Below are 14,764 nucleotides of genomic sequence, written 5' to 3' on the forward strand. Positions count from 1 at the left end.
GTCTACCCAACAACAGGCTTCAATCCCATGCGCGTGCTCGTCGTCGAGGATGACAAGGATCTCAACCGGCAACTGGCCGACGCGCTGGTCGATGCCGGCTATGTGGTCGACCGCGCTTATGACGGCGAGGAGGGGCACTTCCTCGGCGACACTGAGCCTTACGATGCCGTCGTCCTCGATATTGGCCTGCCGCAGATGGACGGCATCAGCGTCGTCGAGCGCTGGCGCCGCGGCGGCCGCAAGATGCCGGTGCTGATCCTGACCGCGCGCGACCGCTGGAGCGACAAGGTGGCCGGCATCGACGCCGGCGCCGATGATTATGTGACCAAACCCTTCCACATCGAGGAGGTGCTGGCGCGGGTGCGGGCGCTGATCCGCCGCGCGGCCGGCCATGCCTCGTCGGAACTCACCTGCGGGCCGTTGCGCCTGGACACCAAGGCGTCCAAGGCCGACGTCAACGGCGTGCCGCTCAAGCTCACCTCGCACGAGTTCCGGCTGCTCGCCTATCTGATGCACCATATGGGCGAGGTGGTGTCGCGCACCGAGCTGGTCGAGCATCTCTACGATCAGGATTTCGATCGCGATTCCAACACGATAGAAGTGTTTGTCGCCCGGCTTCGCAAGAAGATGGGCATCGACATGATCGAAACCGTGCGTGGCATGGGCTATCGCATGCGTGAGCCGGAGGCGTGACGCGGAACCGCTGAAGCCAACCATGGAAACGCGGCTTTCGAAGCTGCGGCTCTGGCCGCGCTCGCTGACCTTCCGCGTCATCGCCTTTTCCACCATCTGGGCGATCCTGACTCTGGTCGTCATCTTCACCCTCATCACCACGCTTTACCGCCAGGCCAGCGAGCGCGGCTTCGACAGCCTGCTTTCGGCGCATTTGTTCAACCTGATCGGCTCCGTCGGCATTTCCGACAACGGCGCGCTGACCGGCTCGCCTGACCTCGGCGACCTGCGCTTTTCCGAGCCGAATTCCGGCTGGTACTGGTCGGTGGAGCCTGCCTCCGAAGGCGTGCATGGCGAAATCCATTCCTCCTCGATGACGACCTCGCTCCTGTCGCCGAGCGTCGCGGAGGTCCCGTTCAATGCGAACTTCCAGCGCAGCTACTCGATGGAGGGCATCAAGGGCGAGCGGCTCGAAGTGTTCGAGAGCGAGTTCGTGCTCGACGCCAAGAACCGCGCCGCGCGTTTCCGTGTCATGGGCAACCACAGCGAGCTCGAGCAGGAGATTGCGAGCTTCCAGCGTCGCCTGCTCACCTATCTCTCGCTGTTCGGCGTCGGCATGATCGCCATCAATGCCATCGCCATCCTGCTGGGTCTCCAGCCTTTGCGCCGGGTCCGCAATGCGCTCGCCATGGTGCGCGAGGGCACCGCGCAGCGGCTCGACGGCAGCTTCCCGGCCGAGATCGAGCCGCTGGCCAGCGAGACCAATGCGCTGATCGAGAACAACAGGCGCATCGTCGAGCGCTCGCGCACCCAGGTCGGCAACCTTGCCCATTCGCTGAAGACGCCCTTAGCCGTGCTGATCAATGAGGGCCGCGCGCTCGGCGGCGCCAAGGGCCAGTTGATCGCCGAGCAGGCCGCCTCCATGCAGAAGCAGGTCGACCACTATCTGCAGCGCGCCCGCGTCGCCGCGCAGCGCGACAGCGTCGTTTTCCGCACGCCGGTTTCGCCGCTGGTCGAGCGCATGGTGCGCGTGTTGCGGAAACTCAATCCGCAAACCAGGCTGACGCTGTCGCTGCCGCCGGCGGAGATCGTCTTTGCCGGCGAGCGCGAGGATCTGGAGGAATTGCTCGGCAACCTGCTCGACAATGCGATGAAATGGGCAAAGAGCGCCGTTGCCGTTTCGGTTGCGCTTGCACCGGGAATGAGCAACGTGTTCGAAATCGTTATAGAGGATGATGGCCCGGGCATTCCCGAGGACAGCGCGCGGGAAGTTTTGAAACGTGGCAAGAGACTCGACGAGACGAAGCCGGGAACAGGGCTCGGGCTGGCCATTGTCGCCGACCTCGTCAACGAGTATGGAGGCTCGCTGGCGCTGGAACGGTCCGGCATGGGCGGCTTGAGGGCGGTGGTGGGATTGCGGAGCCTTCAATGATGTTTTTTATCGATTTGCGAGCAGCGGCCGACGGCCAAATTTCCGACAAATATCAACACTATGGCGATGAAAACGTCCTGATGGCGCGCCCCCAGTCCATCCAGTTCCATCCCGCTGAAGAGAACCGGTTGTCGGCATGAAGATTCGCGTCGCGCTCGTTTCCGCCCTGCTCGCCGTTTCCGGCTGCACGACTCTGGGCAAGGGTGGTCCGACGTCTCCCGTCACGCCTGTTTCCACGCCGCCGACCGGCGGCAAGGTGTCGACCGGCATCGTTTCGGCCATGAATGGCGGGCTTATCGGCGGGTCGATCGGTTCGGGCCTCAGCGATGCCGAAAAGCGCAAGGGCCTGGAAGCGGAATACAAGGCGCTGGAATACAACACCAGCGGCCAGAAGGTGACGTGGAAGAGCGACAACTCCTCGCATTATGGCGAGGTCGTCGCCGCCCAGCCTTACAGGGTCGGCTCGCAGGATTGCCGCCAGTACACCCACACCATCTATACGAGCGGCGCGGGTGTCACCGCACGCGGCACCGCCTGCCGCAATGCCGACGGCAGCTGGACGCCGCTGACCTAGAAAGAAACCCGGCCGGCCCCGTTATTCGGTCGGATTGACCTCGATCAAGGTCGGACGGCCCGTCTGCCGTCAAAGCGTCGCAGTACGTCCGTGTTGGCAGGGCAGGGCTCTGCCTTTATTGGAAGGGCCATGCTGTTCTGGGTCATAGCCGCAATCCTCACCCTGGGCGCCAGCCTGGCCGTGCTGTTGCCGCTTACCGGCGGCATGAAAGTCGCGTCGTCGGCCGGCGATCACGATCTCGAAGTCTATCGCGACCAGCTTTCCGAGCTCGACCGCGACATGGCGCGCGGCCTGATCCAGCCCGGGGAGGCCGACGAGGCGCGTGCCGAGATCGGCCGCCGCATCCTGCGTCTGGGCGCGGCCGTGCAGCCGGACGCGGCAATACTCAAGCCTGCGCGCAGCGCCAAGTGGGTCGCCAGCATAGCCGTGCTTGCGGTTCCCCTGCTGAGCTGGGGGCTCTACGGAATGCTCGGCTCTCCCGATCTGCCTTCGCAGCCGCTGGCCGAACGTCTGGCCAAGAACCCGGCCGATGCCTCGGTCGACGAGCTGGTCGCCCGCGCCGAAGCCCATCTCGCCGCCAATCCGTCGGACGGCAAGGGCTGGGACGTGCTGGCTCCGATCTATCTTCGACTGCAGCGCTTTCCCGACGCCGTGACCGCCTATCGCAACGCCATACGCCTCGACGGCGACAGCGCCGTGCGCCAGTCGGGTCTCGGCGAAGCGATCGCGAGCGCTGCCGGCGGCATTGTTTCGGCAGACGCCCAAAAAGCCTTCGAGGCGGCCCTGAAGCTCGATCCGGCCAACGCCAAGGCGAATTTCTATCTGGCGGTGGGCCTGGCACAGGAAGGCAAGAAGGCCGATGCCGTTGCCGCCTGGCAAAAGATGCTCGGCCAGCTCGCGCCTGATTCGCCCTGGCGCAGCGCCGTCCGGCAGGCGCTTGCCGATGCGGGCGGCCCGGCTGTTGCCGATGCAGCGCCGGCCAACGGCCCGGACGCGCAACAGGCGGAAGCCGCGCAGCAGATGTCGCCGCAGGACCGGCAGGCGATGATCGAGACCATGGTCGCCGGTCTCGACGACAAATTGAAGCAGAATCCCCGCGACGAGGAAGGATGGATGCGGCTCATCCGTTCCTATGTCGTGCTTGGCAAGGCCGACCAGGCGCGCGACGCGCTCGGCCGCGCTGTCGCCGCCTTTGGTGCCGACAGTGAACAGGCCAAGAAATTCACCGCCTTCGCCGCGTCGCTCGGCGTGACGGCGACGGAGTAAGGCAATGACGCGCAAGCAGAAGCGGATGTCGGTGATCCTGGCGGGGCTGGCCTTCCTCGGCGCCGCCGCCGGCCTCACCTTCTATGCGCTGGGACAGAAGGCCTCCTATTTCTACATGCCGGCCGATCTCGCCACGGCAAGCGTGCCGCCCGGCCAGCGCATCCGGCTCGGCGGTCTCGTCGAGAAGGGCACCATCATGCGCGGGCAGGGCGCCACCGTCGCCTTCTCGGTCACCGACAAGCAGAAATCAGTCAAGGTCACCTATACCGGCATCCTGCCCGATCTGTTCCGCGAGGAGCAGGGCGTCATCACCGAGGGCGCTTTCGGCCCGGACGGCGTCTTCGTTGCCGACAGCGTCTTGGCCAAGCATGACGAGCGCTACATGCCCAAGGAAGTCGCCGACGGCCTGAAGGCCAAGGGCGTTTGGCAGGAAAGCACGAACTGATGAGCAGGTTCCGTAAAAGTGCCATGCGGTTTTGCGATCAGAACCTGCGAGAGAACAGGTAACCAATGGTCGAGACCGGACATTTCGCGCTTGTGCTCGCCTTCGCGCTGTCCCTGGTGCAGATGCTGGTGCCGCTGGTCGGCGCCCGCACCGGCAGCCAGCGGCTGATGGCGGTGGGTGGTCCGGTCACGGTCACCGGCTTCGCATTGACCGCGCTGTCCTTCGCCGCTCTTGCAAGCGCCTATGCCGGCTCGGACTTCTCGGTGGCGAGCGTGTGGGAGAACTCCCATTCGCTGCAGCCGATGATCTACAAGATCACCGGCACCTGGGGAAACCACGAAGGCTCGATGCTGCTTTGGGTGCTGATCTTGACCTTCTTCGGAGCGCTCGTCGCCGTCTTCGGCAACAATCTGCCGTCAACGCTCAAGGCCAATGTGCTGGCCGTGCAAGGCATGATTGGCGCCGCATTCTTCCTGTTCATCCTGGCGACGTCCAACCCGTTCATCCGCCTCAATCCGGCGCCGATCGAGGGCCGCGACCTCAATCCGATCCTGCAGGACCTCGGCCTCGCCATCCACCCGCCGATGCTTTACCTCGGCTATGTCGGCTTCTCGATCTGCTTCTCTTTCTCGGTCGCGGCGCTGATCGAGGGGCGCATCGACGCCTCCTGGGCACGCTGGGTGCGGCCTTGGACGCTTGTCGCCTGGATGTTTTTGACCGGCGGCATCGCCATGGGTTCCTACTGGGCTTATTACGAGCTCGGCTGGGGTGGCTTCTGGTTCTGGGACCCGGTCGAGAACGCTTCCTTCATGCCTTGGCTCGCCGGCACCGCTCTGCTCCATTCGGCCATCGTCATGGAAAAGCGTTCGGCGCTGAAGATCTGGACACTGCTCTTGGCCATCCTGACCTTCTCGCTGTCGCTGCTCGGCACTTTCCTGGTGCGTTCCGGCGTGCTGACCTCTGTGCACGCCTTCGCCACCGATCCGGCGCGCGGCGTCTTCATCCTGTGCATCCTGACGCTGTTCATCGGCGGTTCGCTGGCGCTGTTTGCGCTGCGCGCCTCGCGGCTGACGGCGGGCGGTTTGTTCCATCCGATCTCGCGTGAGGGCGCGCTGGTGCTGAACAATCTCTTTCTCACCACCGCCACGGCAACGGTGCTGGTCGGCACTCTCTACCCGCTGGCGCTGGAGGCGCTGACCGGCGGCAAGATCTCGGTCGGCGCGCCGTTCTTCGACCTGACCTTTGGCCCGCTGATGCTGCCGCTATTGGTGATCGTGCCGTTCGGCCCCTTGCTCGCCTGGAAGCGTGGCGACATCATCGCCGCCTCGCAGCGGCTGATGGCGGCCTTCGCTTTGGCGATCGCCGCGATGCTGGTAACCGGCCTCTTCATCGACGGCGCCTCGGTCTTTGCCGCCCTCGGCACCGGCCTCGCCGTCTGGCTGGTCGGCGGCGCGCTGACCGACCTTGCAGTCAAATCCGGCTTCGGCTCCGTGGCGCCGGCAATCATGCTTCGCCGCTTCGCCGGCCTGCCGCGCTCCGTCTTCGGCACGGCATTGGCCCATCTCGGCCTCGGGCTGACCTTGCTCGGCATCGTCGGCACGCTCTGCTTCGGCACGGAGAAAATCCTCAGCATGCATCCCGGCGAGACGGTGGAACTCTCCGGCCACACGCTGCGCTTCGAAGGGCTCTCCCCGCGGAAAGGTCCGAACTTCACCGAGGATCGCGGCCGCTTCCTGCTGATGGGCGCCGACGGCAACGCCGATGGCATGATTACCTCCGCAAAACGCTTCTATCCGGTGCGCCAGACGGTGACGACGGAGTCCGGCATCAGGACGATCGGCTTGAGCCAACTTTATCTGTCGCTCGGCGACGAGAACAATGACGGCTCCGTCGTCGTGCGCCTCTGGTGGAAGCCGCTGGTCACACTGATCTGGGGCGGCGGGCTGGTGATGATGGCGGGCGCAGCCATATCGCTGCTCGACCGTCGCCTGCGCATCGGCGCGCCGGCAAAGCGGCGCAAGCCTGCGATAGCGGCAGCGGCCTCGCCATGAACGCAAGATTTTCGCTCGCCTCGCTGGCCCTGCTGCTGGCGCTGTTCTTCGCCGGCGCAGCTCAGGCGGTAAAGCCTGACGAGGTGCTGCAGGATCCCGCATTGGAGGTGAGGGCGCGGGCGCTGTCCGAAGGCCTGCGCTGCATGGTCTGCCAGAACCAGTCGATCGACGAATCCGACGCCGATCTTGCTCGCGACCTGCGCATCCTCGTGCGCCAGCGCCTCGTCGCCGGCGACACCGACCAGCAGGTGATGGACTATATCGTCTCGCGCTATGGCGAGTTCGTGCTCTTGAAGCCGCGCTTCAGCCTGCGCAACGCGCTTTTGTGGGGCACCCCGGTGTTTCTGCTTCTGGCCGGCGGACTGTTCATCGTGCTCAGCGCCCGCTCGCGCCGAACTGTGCCGGACAGCACCCTGAGCGCCGAGGAACAGGCGGCGCTGGATAAGATGCTGCGCGAGTAGCGCCATCGCCGTGCTTGGCGATTGACCGCAACCGCCCTTGGCTATCCCGCGCTTGATGTCTTCAATCATCTTGGTTTCCCAATCGACTGATACTCGAGTTCGGTTGCTGTGGCCTGTGGTCATTTGAAACCTCGTGATCGCATGCATCGTCGCCAATCCCCAACATTACAAAACTTTCATGTACCGGAAATGGCGCCGTAATGTGCGGCTCTCTAATCCTCTTGGCCGAGGATGCTTCGCCTGAGCGCATCCACGTCGATAGAGGATAGGAAACCCCATGAATAATGCCCCCAATTCATTTGCCTCCACCCGCAAGCGCCTGATGGCGGCTGCAGCGTCCCTGGCCGTTATCGGTGCGGTCGGCGCGGGCGCGCTTGCCACCGGCACCGCCCCCGTGCTGGCCGATGCCGTGCGCGTCGAAGCCCCGCAGGTGCCGAGCTTCGCCGATGTCGTTGAGCATGTCTCGCCGGCGGTCGTCAGCGTCAAGGTCAAGGCCAAGATCCAGCCGACGGCCGATGATGGTTCCGACGACCAGGACGGTTTCGACAACCTGCCCGACAATCCGCAGCTGCGCCGCTTCTTCAAGGAATTCCGTGGCTTCGGTGACCAGGGTGGCCAGTTCGGCATGCGCCGCTTCGACCACCGCGACCATGGCAATGGCCAGCCGCGTCCGATCGCTCAGGGCTCGGGCTTCTTCATCTCCGAGGACGGCTATCTCGTCACCAACAACCACGTCGTGTCGGAAGGCTCGGATTTCAGCGTCGTCACCAATGACGGCAAGGAGCTCGACGCCAAGCTGATCGGCACCGATCCGCGCACCGATCTCGCCGTGCTCAAGGTCGATGGCGGCGGCAACAAGTTCACCTATGTCGACTTCGCCGACGATTCCAAGGTCCGCATCGGCGACTGGGTGGTCGCCGTCGGCAATCCGTTCGGCCTGGGCGGCACTGTCACCGCGGGCATCGTCTCGGCCCGCGGCCGCGACATCGGCGCCGGCCCTTATGACGACTTCATCCAGATCGACGCTTCGGTCAACCGCGGCAATTCGGGCGGTCCGACCTTCAACCTCAACGGCCAGGTGATCGGCATCAACACCGCCATCTTCTCGCCGTCGGGCGGCAGCGTCGGCATTGCCTTCGATATCCCGGCCTCGACCGCCAAGCAGGTGGTCCAGGACCTGATGAAGAGCGGCTCGGTCCAGCGCGGCTGGCTCGGCGTCGAGATCCAGCCGGTCACCTCCGATATCGCCGAGTCGCTCGGCCTGAAGTCGGACAAGGGCGCGCTGGTCTCGAGCGCCCAGGACGGCGGGCCGGGCAAGAAGGCGGGTATCGTCGCGGGCGACGTGATCACCAAGGTCGACGGCAAGGATGTCGCCTCGCCGAAGGAGCTCGCCCGCATGATCGGTGCATTCGCGCCGGGCAAACCGGTCGATGTCACCGTCTGGCGCAACGGCAAGGACGAGACGGTCAAGGTCGATCTCGGCACGCTGCCGGCAAGCGACAAGCAGGCCTCGAACGACGACAGCAACAAGCAGTCGGCGCCGGCGGCCAAGGCCGACACGCTTGCCGATCTCGGCTTGACCGTCACCAAGGCGGAAAAAGGCAAGGGCCTCGTGGTCACCGACGTCGACCCCGACAGCGATGCGGCCGACCGCGGCATCCAGCCCGGCGACGTCATCACCTCGATCAATTCGAACGACGTGAACACCACCGACGATGTTTCCAAGGCGATGACGGATGCCGCCAAGGCCGGCCGCAAGGCCGTGCTGATGCAGATCACCCGCGACGACTCGAATCGCTTCGTGGCGCTGCCGGTCGGCAAGGGCTGACATCGACTTTCAGCTTCCCCATGGCGGTATCAACACCCCCGAGCCGCCGTGGGGAAACATGGGGCCGAGCACGTAAGTCAGTCGCCGTGTTTCGCTCCTGGCGGCAGCGGGTTTCCCATCACCCGCTGCCGTTTTAACTTGAAGGCAAGACGATATGACTGCCCCTCAACCTTCCAATGAAATCGCGTATAACGGCTCCATGAAGATTCTCGTCATGGAAGACGATCGCGAGGCGGCGGACTACTTGCAAAAAGCCTTCGCCGAGGCGGGCCACACCGCCCATGTCGCCGGCGACGGCGAGACCGGCTTCGCGCTCGCCGATGCCGGCGACTATGACGTGATGGTGGTCGACCGCCTGATGCCGCGCCGTGACGGCCTGTCGGTGATCGCCGCGCTTCGCTCGCGCGGCAACACCACGCCGGTGCTGATCCTTTCGGCGCTGGGCGAGGTCGACGACCGGGTCACCGGATTGCGCGCCGGCGGCGACGATTACCTCACCAAGCCCTACGCCTTTTCCGAATTGCTCGCCCGCGTCGAGGTGCTGAACCGCCGCGCCAGCGCGCGCGAGTCCGAGACGGTCTACCGCGTTGGCGATCTCGAGCTCGACCGGCTGTCGCATTCGGTCAAGCGCGCCGGCCGCGAGATCACGCTGCAGCCGCGCGAGTTCCGCCTGCTCGAATATCTGATGCGCCATGCCGGCCAGGTGGTGACGCGCACCATGCTTCTGGAAAATGTCTGGGACTATCATTTCGACCCGCAGACCAACGTCATCGATGTCCACGTCTCGCGCCTTCGCGGCAAGATCGAAAAAGGCTTCGACAAGCCGATCCTGCACACGATCCGCGGCGCCGGCTACATGCTGAAAGGCGGCTAGAACCCGTTATGGCATTGTCCCTGCCGGCCATCATGAAGACGACGGCGGCCCGGCTTTCGGCGCTTTATCTTCTGCTTTTCGCGCTCTGCGCGGTGCTGCTCGTCCTCTACATGACGTCGCTGTCGGCGCGCATGCTGACCGCGCAGACGCAGGAGACCATCAACGACGAGGTGCTGGGCCTGGCCCGCGCCTATCAGCGCGGCGGCCTGCCGGTGCTGGTGCGCGTCGTCGAGGCCCGCTCGCGCCAGCCCGGCGCCAATCTCTATCTGATCGCCGACGCCAACGGCCAGATCTTGACCGGCAATGTGCAGAGCCTGGAGCCCGGGGTCATCGAGACCGAGGGCTGGACGATGGACCCGTTTTCCTACCAGCGCTTCGGCGAGGGCGAGCTCGATCGGCTGCGCAGCGGCGGTTCGGACCAGGCCACGCCTCCGGCCAACGACGGCAACACTCCACAATCGACAGGTGAGAAGGGTCACAACGCCATCGCGCTGGTGCTGAGACTGCCCAACCAGATGATCATGCTGGTCGGCCGCGACCTCGGCGAGCCCGAGCGCTTCCGCGCCGTCATCAGCCGTGCGCTGACGCTGGCGCTTGGCATGATGGGTTTGGGCGGCATCCTGATCTGGTTTTTTGTCGGGCGCGCCGCGCTGAAGCGCATCGACAGCGTCTCGGACGCCAGCCGCCGCATCATGGGCGGCGATTTGTCCGGACGTCTGCCGGTCACCGGCGCCGGCGACGAATTCGACCGCCTGTCCGAAAACCTCAATTCGATGCTGGCCAGGATCGCCATGTTGAACGAGGGGCTGAAGCAGGTCTCCGACAACATCGCCCATGATCTGAAGACGCCGCTGACCAGGCTGCGCAACCGCGCCGAGGCGACGCTCGCCGGCAGGCACAAGACGGAGGAGTACCGCCAGGCGCTTGAAGGCACGATCGCGGAGTCCGACCAGCTCATCAAGACGTTCAACGCCATCCTGATGATCTCGCGCCTGGAGGCCGGCTACTCCTCGGAACAGACCGGTCCCGTCGATCTCGCCGCCACGGTGAGCGATGTCGTCGAGCTCTATGAGCCGGTGGCGGAGGAGGCGGGGGTTGCGCTGGAAACGACCGTGTCCGAGGCCTTCACGATCAACGGCAATCGCGAGCTGATCGGCCAGGCGTTGTCCAACATCGTCGACAACGCCATCAAATACTCGACCGACGCTGCCGAGGCGCCGAAAGTACGGGTGGTGCTGGAGCGCGCCGGCAACGAGATCAAGCTTGCCGTCACCGACAATGGCCACGGCATTCCCGACGACGCCGATCGCGCCCGCGCCACCGAGCGCTTCGTGCGCCTGGAAAAGAGCCGCTCGCAACCGGGCTCGGGCCTCGGCCTCAGCCTCGCCAAGGCAATCATGACTTTCCACAACGGAAGGCTTGATCTTTTGCCCGCCAATCCGGGATTGTCCGTGGTCATGAGTTTCCCGTTGCGGGAGACGCATTGACAGCGCGGACAAATGGCGAAGAAGAAAATCGAATCCGAGTTCCGGCTTAGCCCGACAGTGGCGCTCCGCCCCCTTGATGCGGAGCATGCCCGGCGTGAATTGTCGGAAATCGCCGATGCCGCCGAGGAAGAGGGGCTTTCGCGCCTCGCCGCATTCCTGGCGGGCGAGGGGCCGCTGCAGGACCTGCTGGCGGCCGTCTTCGACCTCTCGCCCTTCCTGCGCGATGTGGCGCGCCGCCGGCCATCCGTTCTCGACACGCTGTTCGACCGGACGATCGAAGCGCGACTCGGCGCCATCGGCGAGGCGATCGGCGGCGCGGCCAAGGTGGATGACGCCTCGGAATCGGGCCTGATGATGGCGCTCAGGCAGTGGAAGACGGAGGCGCATTTCCTGATCGCGCTGGCCGACCTTTCGGGCGAGGCGGAGACCTCGGTGACGGTGCGCCGTCTCAGCGATCTCGCGGATGCCTGCACAAAAGCCGCTGTCGATTTCCTGCTGCTCGACGCGCAACGGCAAGGCAAGCTCAAGCTGCCGGATCGGGCGGAACCGGCGAAGGATTCGGGCTGGATCCTGCTCGGCATGGGCAAGCTCGGCGCGCATGAGCTGAATTTTTCCTCCGACATCGATCTCGTCGTCTTCTTCGATCCGGAGGCGCCGGCCGTCATCGATCCGCTCGACGCCACCGAGCTGTTCTCACGCCTCACCCGCCGGCTCGTGCGCATCCTGCAGGACCGTACCGAGCACGGCTATGTGTTTCGCACCGATCTGAGGCTCCGCCCTGATCCCGGCTCGACGCCGCTGGCGATCCCCGTCGAGGCCGCACTTCGCTATTACGAGGCGCGCGGCCAGAACTGGGAGCGGGCGGCCATGATCAAGGCGCGGCCGGTTGCCGGCGACCTTGCCGCGGGCGCGGCCTTCCTCAAGGAATTGCAGCCCTATGTCTGGCGCAAATACATGGACTATGCGGCGATCGCCGACGTCCATTCGATCAAGCGCCAGATCCATGCCCACAAGGGCCATGGCGAGATCGCGGTGAAGGGCCACAACGTCAAGCTCGGCCGCGGCGGCATCCGCGAGATCGAGTTCTTCGTCCAGACCCAGCAACTCATCGCTGGCGGCCGCTTCCCGGAGCTGCGCGGCCGCGAAACCGTACCGATGCTCGCAGCGCTCGCCGCGCGCGGCTGGATCACCGCCGACGCACGCGACGCGCTCGCGCGACAATACTGGTTCCTGCGCCGCGTCGAGCATGCCATCCAGATGGTGGCGGACGAGCAGACGCATATCCTGCCGGAAGAAGACGAGGAGCTGAAGCGCATCGCGCTGATGCTGGGTTTTGCCGGCGAGGCGGAATTCACCCAGGCCTTCCGCGCCTCGCTGCAGCAGGTCGAGCGCCATTATGCGGCGTTGTTCGAAACTGCTCCCGAGCTTTCGGCCGGCGTCGGCAATCTGGTCTTCACCGGCGATGTCGACGATCCCGACACGCTGCAGACGCTCGATCGCCTGGGCTTCCAGCGGCCTAGTGACATCTGCCGTGTCATCCGCGGCTGGCATTTCGGCCGCTACCGCGTCACCCAGTCGGCCGAGGCCCGCGAGCGGCTGACCGAATTGACGCCGGCGCTGCTCAAAGCCTTCGGCCAGACGCGGCGCGCCGACGAGGCGCTGATGCGCTTCGACGAGTTCCTCGCCGGCCTGCCGGCCGGTATCCAGCTCTTCTCGCTGCTGCAGTCGAACCCGGCGCTGCTCAAGCTGATGGCGACCATCATGGGCGCCGCGCCTCGGCTGGCGGCCATCATCACGCGTCGTCCGCATGTCTTCGACGGACTGCTCGATCCGGCATTGCTTACCGAACTGCCGGATCGCGCCTATCTCTCGGCCCGGCTTGCCGCCTTTATCGAAGGCGACCGCGCCTATGAGGATGTGCTCGACCGGCTGCGCATCTTCGCTTCCGAGCAGAAATTCCTGATCGGCGTTCGCCTGCTTGCCGGCTCTATCGATCCGGCGCGGGCGGGGCGCGCCTTCTCGGATCTCGCCGATCTCACCATCGAGGCGGCGCTCGACGCCGTGATCGCCGAATTCGCGCTGCGCCACGGCAGCATCGCGGGCGGCAGGGTGGCGCTGCTCGGCATGGGCAAGCTGGGCAGCCGCGAGCTCACGGCGGGTTCGGATGTCGATCTCATCCTGCTCTATGACCACGACACCGACGCCGAGGACTCCGACGGCGAGAAGCCGCTGGCGCCTTCGCATTACTATACCCGCATGACGCAGCGCCTGATCGCGGCCGTCTCGGCGCCGACGGCCGAAGGTGTGCTCTACGAGCTGGATCTGCGCCTGCGCCCCTCCGGCAACAAGGGGCCGGTCGCCACCCATATCGACGCGTTCAAGAAATATCAGCGCCAGGACGCCTGGACCTGGGAGCACATGGCGCTGGCACGGGCCCGCGCCGTCGGCGGCGATGCCGAGCTCCGCGCCGGGCTCGATACGGAAGTGGCGGTGGTACTGGCGCAGCCGCGCGATGCGGCCAAGGTCAAAGCCGAGGCCTCGGACATGCGTGCGCTGATCGAGAAGGAGAAGGCGCCGCGCGATCTCTGGGACATCAAGCTGATCCCGGGCGGGCTCATCGACCTGGAATTCATCGCCCAGGTCGCGGTCATTACCGGCGCGATCGAACCTGGCCGCCGGGTCACGGCGACTGCCGACATTCTGGCCCGGCTTTCTCCGGACTTCGCCGCAGCCGATATGCGTGAAGAGCTTGGCGAGGCCTATCGGCTCTATCTGGCGCTGACCCAGATGATCAGGCTTTGCCTCACCGGCGAGTTCCAGCGCGACGATGTCCCGCCGGGACTATCGGATCTGCTGCTCGCGGTCACCGACCTGCCGGATTTCGGTGTGCTGGAAGCACATCTCAAGGAGATGTCGCGGAAGGTCAGGAGAGATTTCGACCGTCTGCTTCGTGCGGGAGCGTCGCCATCAACCGCATCGTTGCCATGAGATTCCCCGGGTGGCACATTAGCCACAGTTAATATTAATCGGCGATCCGGTCTTGCGCCATTGGCAGAGGTGTCCCGTAATGGGTCAATAGGTCTGGCACCGCAATTGCACTATCAGCAATGCCGGGGTCAACCATCACCCCGACGATGGGGGGCCCCGCCGCTTCGCAAATGGAGCGGCGGGTTCTTAACGGCTGATTTGAAAGCCGCCTAAATCGCCATGCATTGGGGCGCTGGGCAATTATGGATCTTCCGAAATTTTTGGTAGGCATGTTCACGACGTCATTCATCGTGGCGATCTGGGCTTACAACGAAACTGGTTCTGTCTGGGCAGTGCTTGGATGGGCAATCCTGGCCATGATCATTCTGCAGGTCGGATATATCGGTCTGGTCATCAGCTTGATCTATAGACGGGCGTCGAAAGGCGCCGATGCAAGTCCGGCATCTACAGCAGCAAATGATTTAAACCTTACCGGTCCAGTTTAGCGACCCGACAGTCCGTTGGGTTTGACTGACTGCCGCCCTGACCGGCCCGGGGCAAGCCGGAAGTGAGATGTCCAGCAGGAAGGAGGGGGCGCTGTCCGCCGGAGCCTTTGGAAATTCCGCATTCCGAACTAGAGCAATTCCAGGAAAAGTGTGTGCGGTTTTCCGTTCGGAATTGCGTAAAAACAAAGAACTAGAGCGGTT

The 14,764-nt window shown here is 64.8% G+C and carries 13 protein-coding genes; all 13 read left to right on the forward strand.

Going from position 1 to position 14,764, the window contains the following annotated elements:
- Positions 1 to 27: 27 nt before the first annotated feature.
- The gene (locus tag LB526_RS17415; RefSeq protein ID WP_224628781.1) at positions 28 to 693 is read left to right on the forward strand and encodes a response regulator transcription factor; all 666 of its coding nucleotides are present in this window, start codon (positions 28 to 30) and stop codon (positions 691 to 693) included.
- Positions 694 to 715: 22 nt separating this feature from the next.
- Entirely contained in the window at positions 716 to 2,104 is a 1,389-nt protein-coding gene (locus LB526_RS17420; RefSeq protein ID WP_224628784.1) for an ATP-binding protein, read from the forward strand.
- Positions 2,101 to 2,244: a hypothetical protein gene (locus LB526_RS17425; protein WP_176476990.1), complete on the forward strand. Its 144-nt coding sequence runs from the start codon at positions 2,101 to 2,103 to the stop codon at positions 2,242 to 2,244. Before LB526_RS17420 ends, LB526_RS17425 begins: the two co-directional genes overlap by 4 nt.
- Entirely contained in the window at positions 2,241 to 2,678 is a 438-nt protein-coding gene (locus tag LB526_RS17430; protein ID WP_095766888.1) for a hypothetical protein, read from the forward strand. The genes LB526_RS17425 and LB526_RS17430 overlap by 4 nt, the downstream gene beginning before the upstream one ends.
- Before the next feature lie 129 nt (positions 2,679 to 2,807).
- Entirely contained in the window at positions 2,808 to 3,944 is a 1,137-nt protein-coding gene (gene ccmI / locus LB526_RS17435) for a c-type cytochrome biogenesis protein CcmI (RefSeq protein WP_224628803.1), read from the forward strand.
- Positions 3,945 to 3,948: 4 nt separating this feature from the next.
- On the forward strand, positions 3,949 to 4,389 hold the full coding sequence (gene ccmE / locus LB526_RS17440) for a cytochrome c maturation protein CcmE (RefSeq protein ID WP_140845772.1): 441 nt from the start codon (positions 3,949 to 3,951) through the stop codon (positions 4,387 to 4,389).
- 65 nt (positions 4,390 to 4,454) lie between these two features.
- On the forward strand, positions 4,455 to 6,440 hold the full coding sequence (locus tag LB526_RS17445) for a heme lyase CcmF/NrfE family subunit (RefSeq protein WP_224628806.1): 1,986 nt from the start codon (positions 4,455 to 4,457) through the stop codon (positions 6,438 to 6,440).
- A complete protein-coding gene (locus LB526_RS17450; RefSeq protein ID WP_224628809.1) occupies positions 6,437 to 6,901 on the forward strand; it encodes a cytochrome c-type biogenesis protein in 465 nt (154 codons plus the stop codon). Before LB526_RS17445 ends, LB526_RS17450 begins: the two co-directional genes overlap by 4 nt.
- A 277-nt stretch (positions 6,902 to 7,178) precedes the next feature.
- On the forward strand, positions 7,179 to 8,729 hold the full coding sequence (locus LB526_RS17455) for a Do family serine endopeptidase (protein WP_095766893.1): 1,551 nt from the start codon (positions 7,179 to 7,181) through the stop codon (positions 8,727 to 8,729).
- Between the two features lie 199 nt (positions 8,730 to 8,928).
- On the forward strand, positions 8,929 to 9,603 hold the full coding sequence (locus tag LB526_RS17460) for a response regulator transcription factor (protein WP_040991372.1): 675 nt from the start codon (positions 8,929 to 8,931) through the stop codon (positions 9,601 to 9,603).
- A gap of 8 nt (positions 9,604 to 9,611) precedes the next feature.
- Positions 9,612 to 11,090 (forward strand): sensor histidine kinase, encoded by a 1,479-nt coding sequence (locus LB526_RS17465; RefSeq protein ID WP_224628811.1) that lies wholly within the window; start codon positions 9,612 to 9,614, stop codon positions 11,088 to 11,090.
- 12 nt (positions 11,091 to 11,102) lie between these two features.
- Positions 11,103 to 14,078: a bifunctional [glutamine synthetase] adenylyltransferase/[glutamine synthetase]-adenylyl-L-tyrosine phosphorylase gene (locus tag LB526_RS17470; RefSeq protein WP_224628815.1), complete on the forward strand. Its 2,976-nt coding sequence runs from the start codon at positions 11,103 to 11,105 to the stop codon at positions 14,076 to 14,078.
- 242 nt (positions 14,079 to 14,320) lie between these two features.
- Positions 14,321 to 14,563, forward strand: coding sequence for a hypothetical protein (locus tag LB526_RS17475; protein WP_224628817.1), 243 nt, complete (start codon positions 14,321 to 14,323; stop codon positions 14,561 to 14,563).
- The last annotated feature ends 201 nt before the right edge of the window (positions 14,564 to 14,764 follow it).

Origin of the sequence: Mesorhizobium sp. CA6 (assembly GCF_020165035.1) — a bacterium.
Classification (GTDB): domain Bacteria; phylum Pseudomonadota; class Alphaproteobacteria; order Rhizobiales; family Rhizobiaceae; genus Mesorhizobium.

Bases quoted from the DNA above. Each gene is read 5' to 3' on its own strand.
- LB526_RS17415 (WP_224628781.1), top strand. From the start codon at position 28: ATGCGCGTGCTCGTCGTCGAGGATGACAAGGATCTCAACCGGCAACTG.
- LB526_RS17420 (WP_224628784.1), top strand. From the start codon at position 716: ATGGAAACGCGGCTTTCGAAGCTGCGGCTCTGGCCGCGCTCGCTGACC.
- LB526_RS17425 (WP_176476990.1), top strand. From the start codon at position 2,101: ATGATGTTTTTTATCGATTTGCGAGCAGCGGCCGACGGCCAAATTTCC.
- LB526_RS17430 (WP_095766888.1), top strand. From the start codon at position 2,241: ATGAAGATTCGCGTCGCGCTCGTTTCCGCCCTGCTCGCCGTTTCCGGC.
- ccmI (WP_224628803.1), top strand. From the start codon at position 2,808: ATGCTGTTCTGGGTCATAGCCGCAATCCTCACCCTGGGCGCCAGCCTG.
- ccmE (WP_140845772.1), top strand. From the start codon at position 3,949: ATGACGCGCAAGCAGAAGCGGATGTCGGTGATCCTGGCGGGGCTGGCC.
- LB526_RS17445 (WP_224628806.1), top strand. From the start codon at position 4,455: ATGGTCGAGACCGGACATTTCGCGCTTGTGCTCGCCTTCGCGCTGTCC.
- LB526_RS17450 (WP_224628809.1), top strand. From the start codon at position 6,437: ATGAACGCAAGATTTTCGCTCGCCTCGCTGGCCCTGCTGCTGGCGCTG.
- LB526_RS17455 (WP_095766893.1), top strand. From the start codon at position 7,179: ATGAATAATGCCCCCAATTCATTTGCCTCCACCCGCAAGCGCCTGATG.
- LB526_RS17460 (WP_040991372.1), top strand. From the start codon at position 8,929: ATGAAGATTCTCGTCATGGAAGACGATCGCGAGGCGGCGGACTACTTG.
- LB526_RS17465 (WP_224628811.1), top strand. From the start codon at position 9,612: ATGGCATTGTCCCTGCCGGCCATCATGAAGACGACGGCGGCCCGGCTT.
- LB526_RS17470 (WP_224628815.1), top strand. From the start codon at position 11,103: ATGGCGAAGAAGAAAATCGAATCCGAGTTCCGGCTTAGCCCGACAGTG.
- LB526_RS17475 (WP_224628817.1), top strand. From the start codon at position 14,321: ATGGATCTTCCGAAATTTTTGGTAGGCATGTTCACGACGTCATTCATC.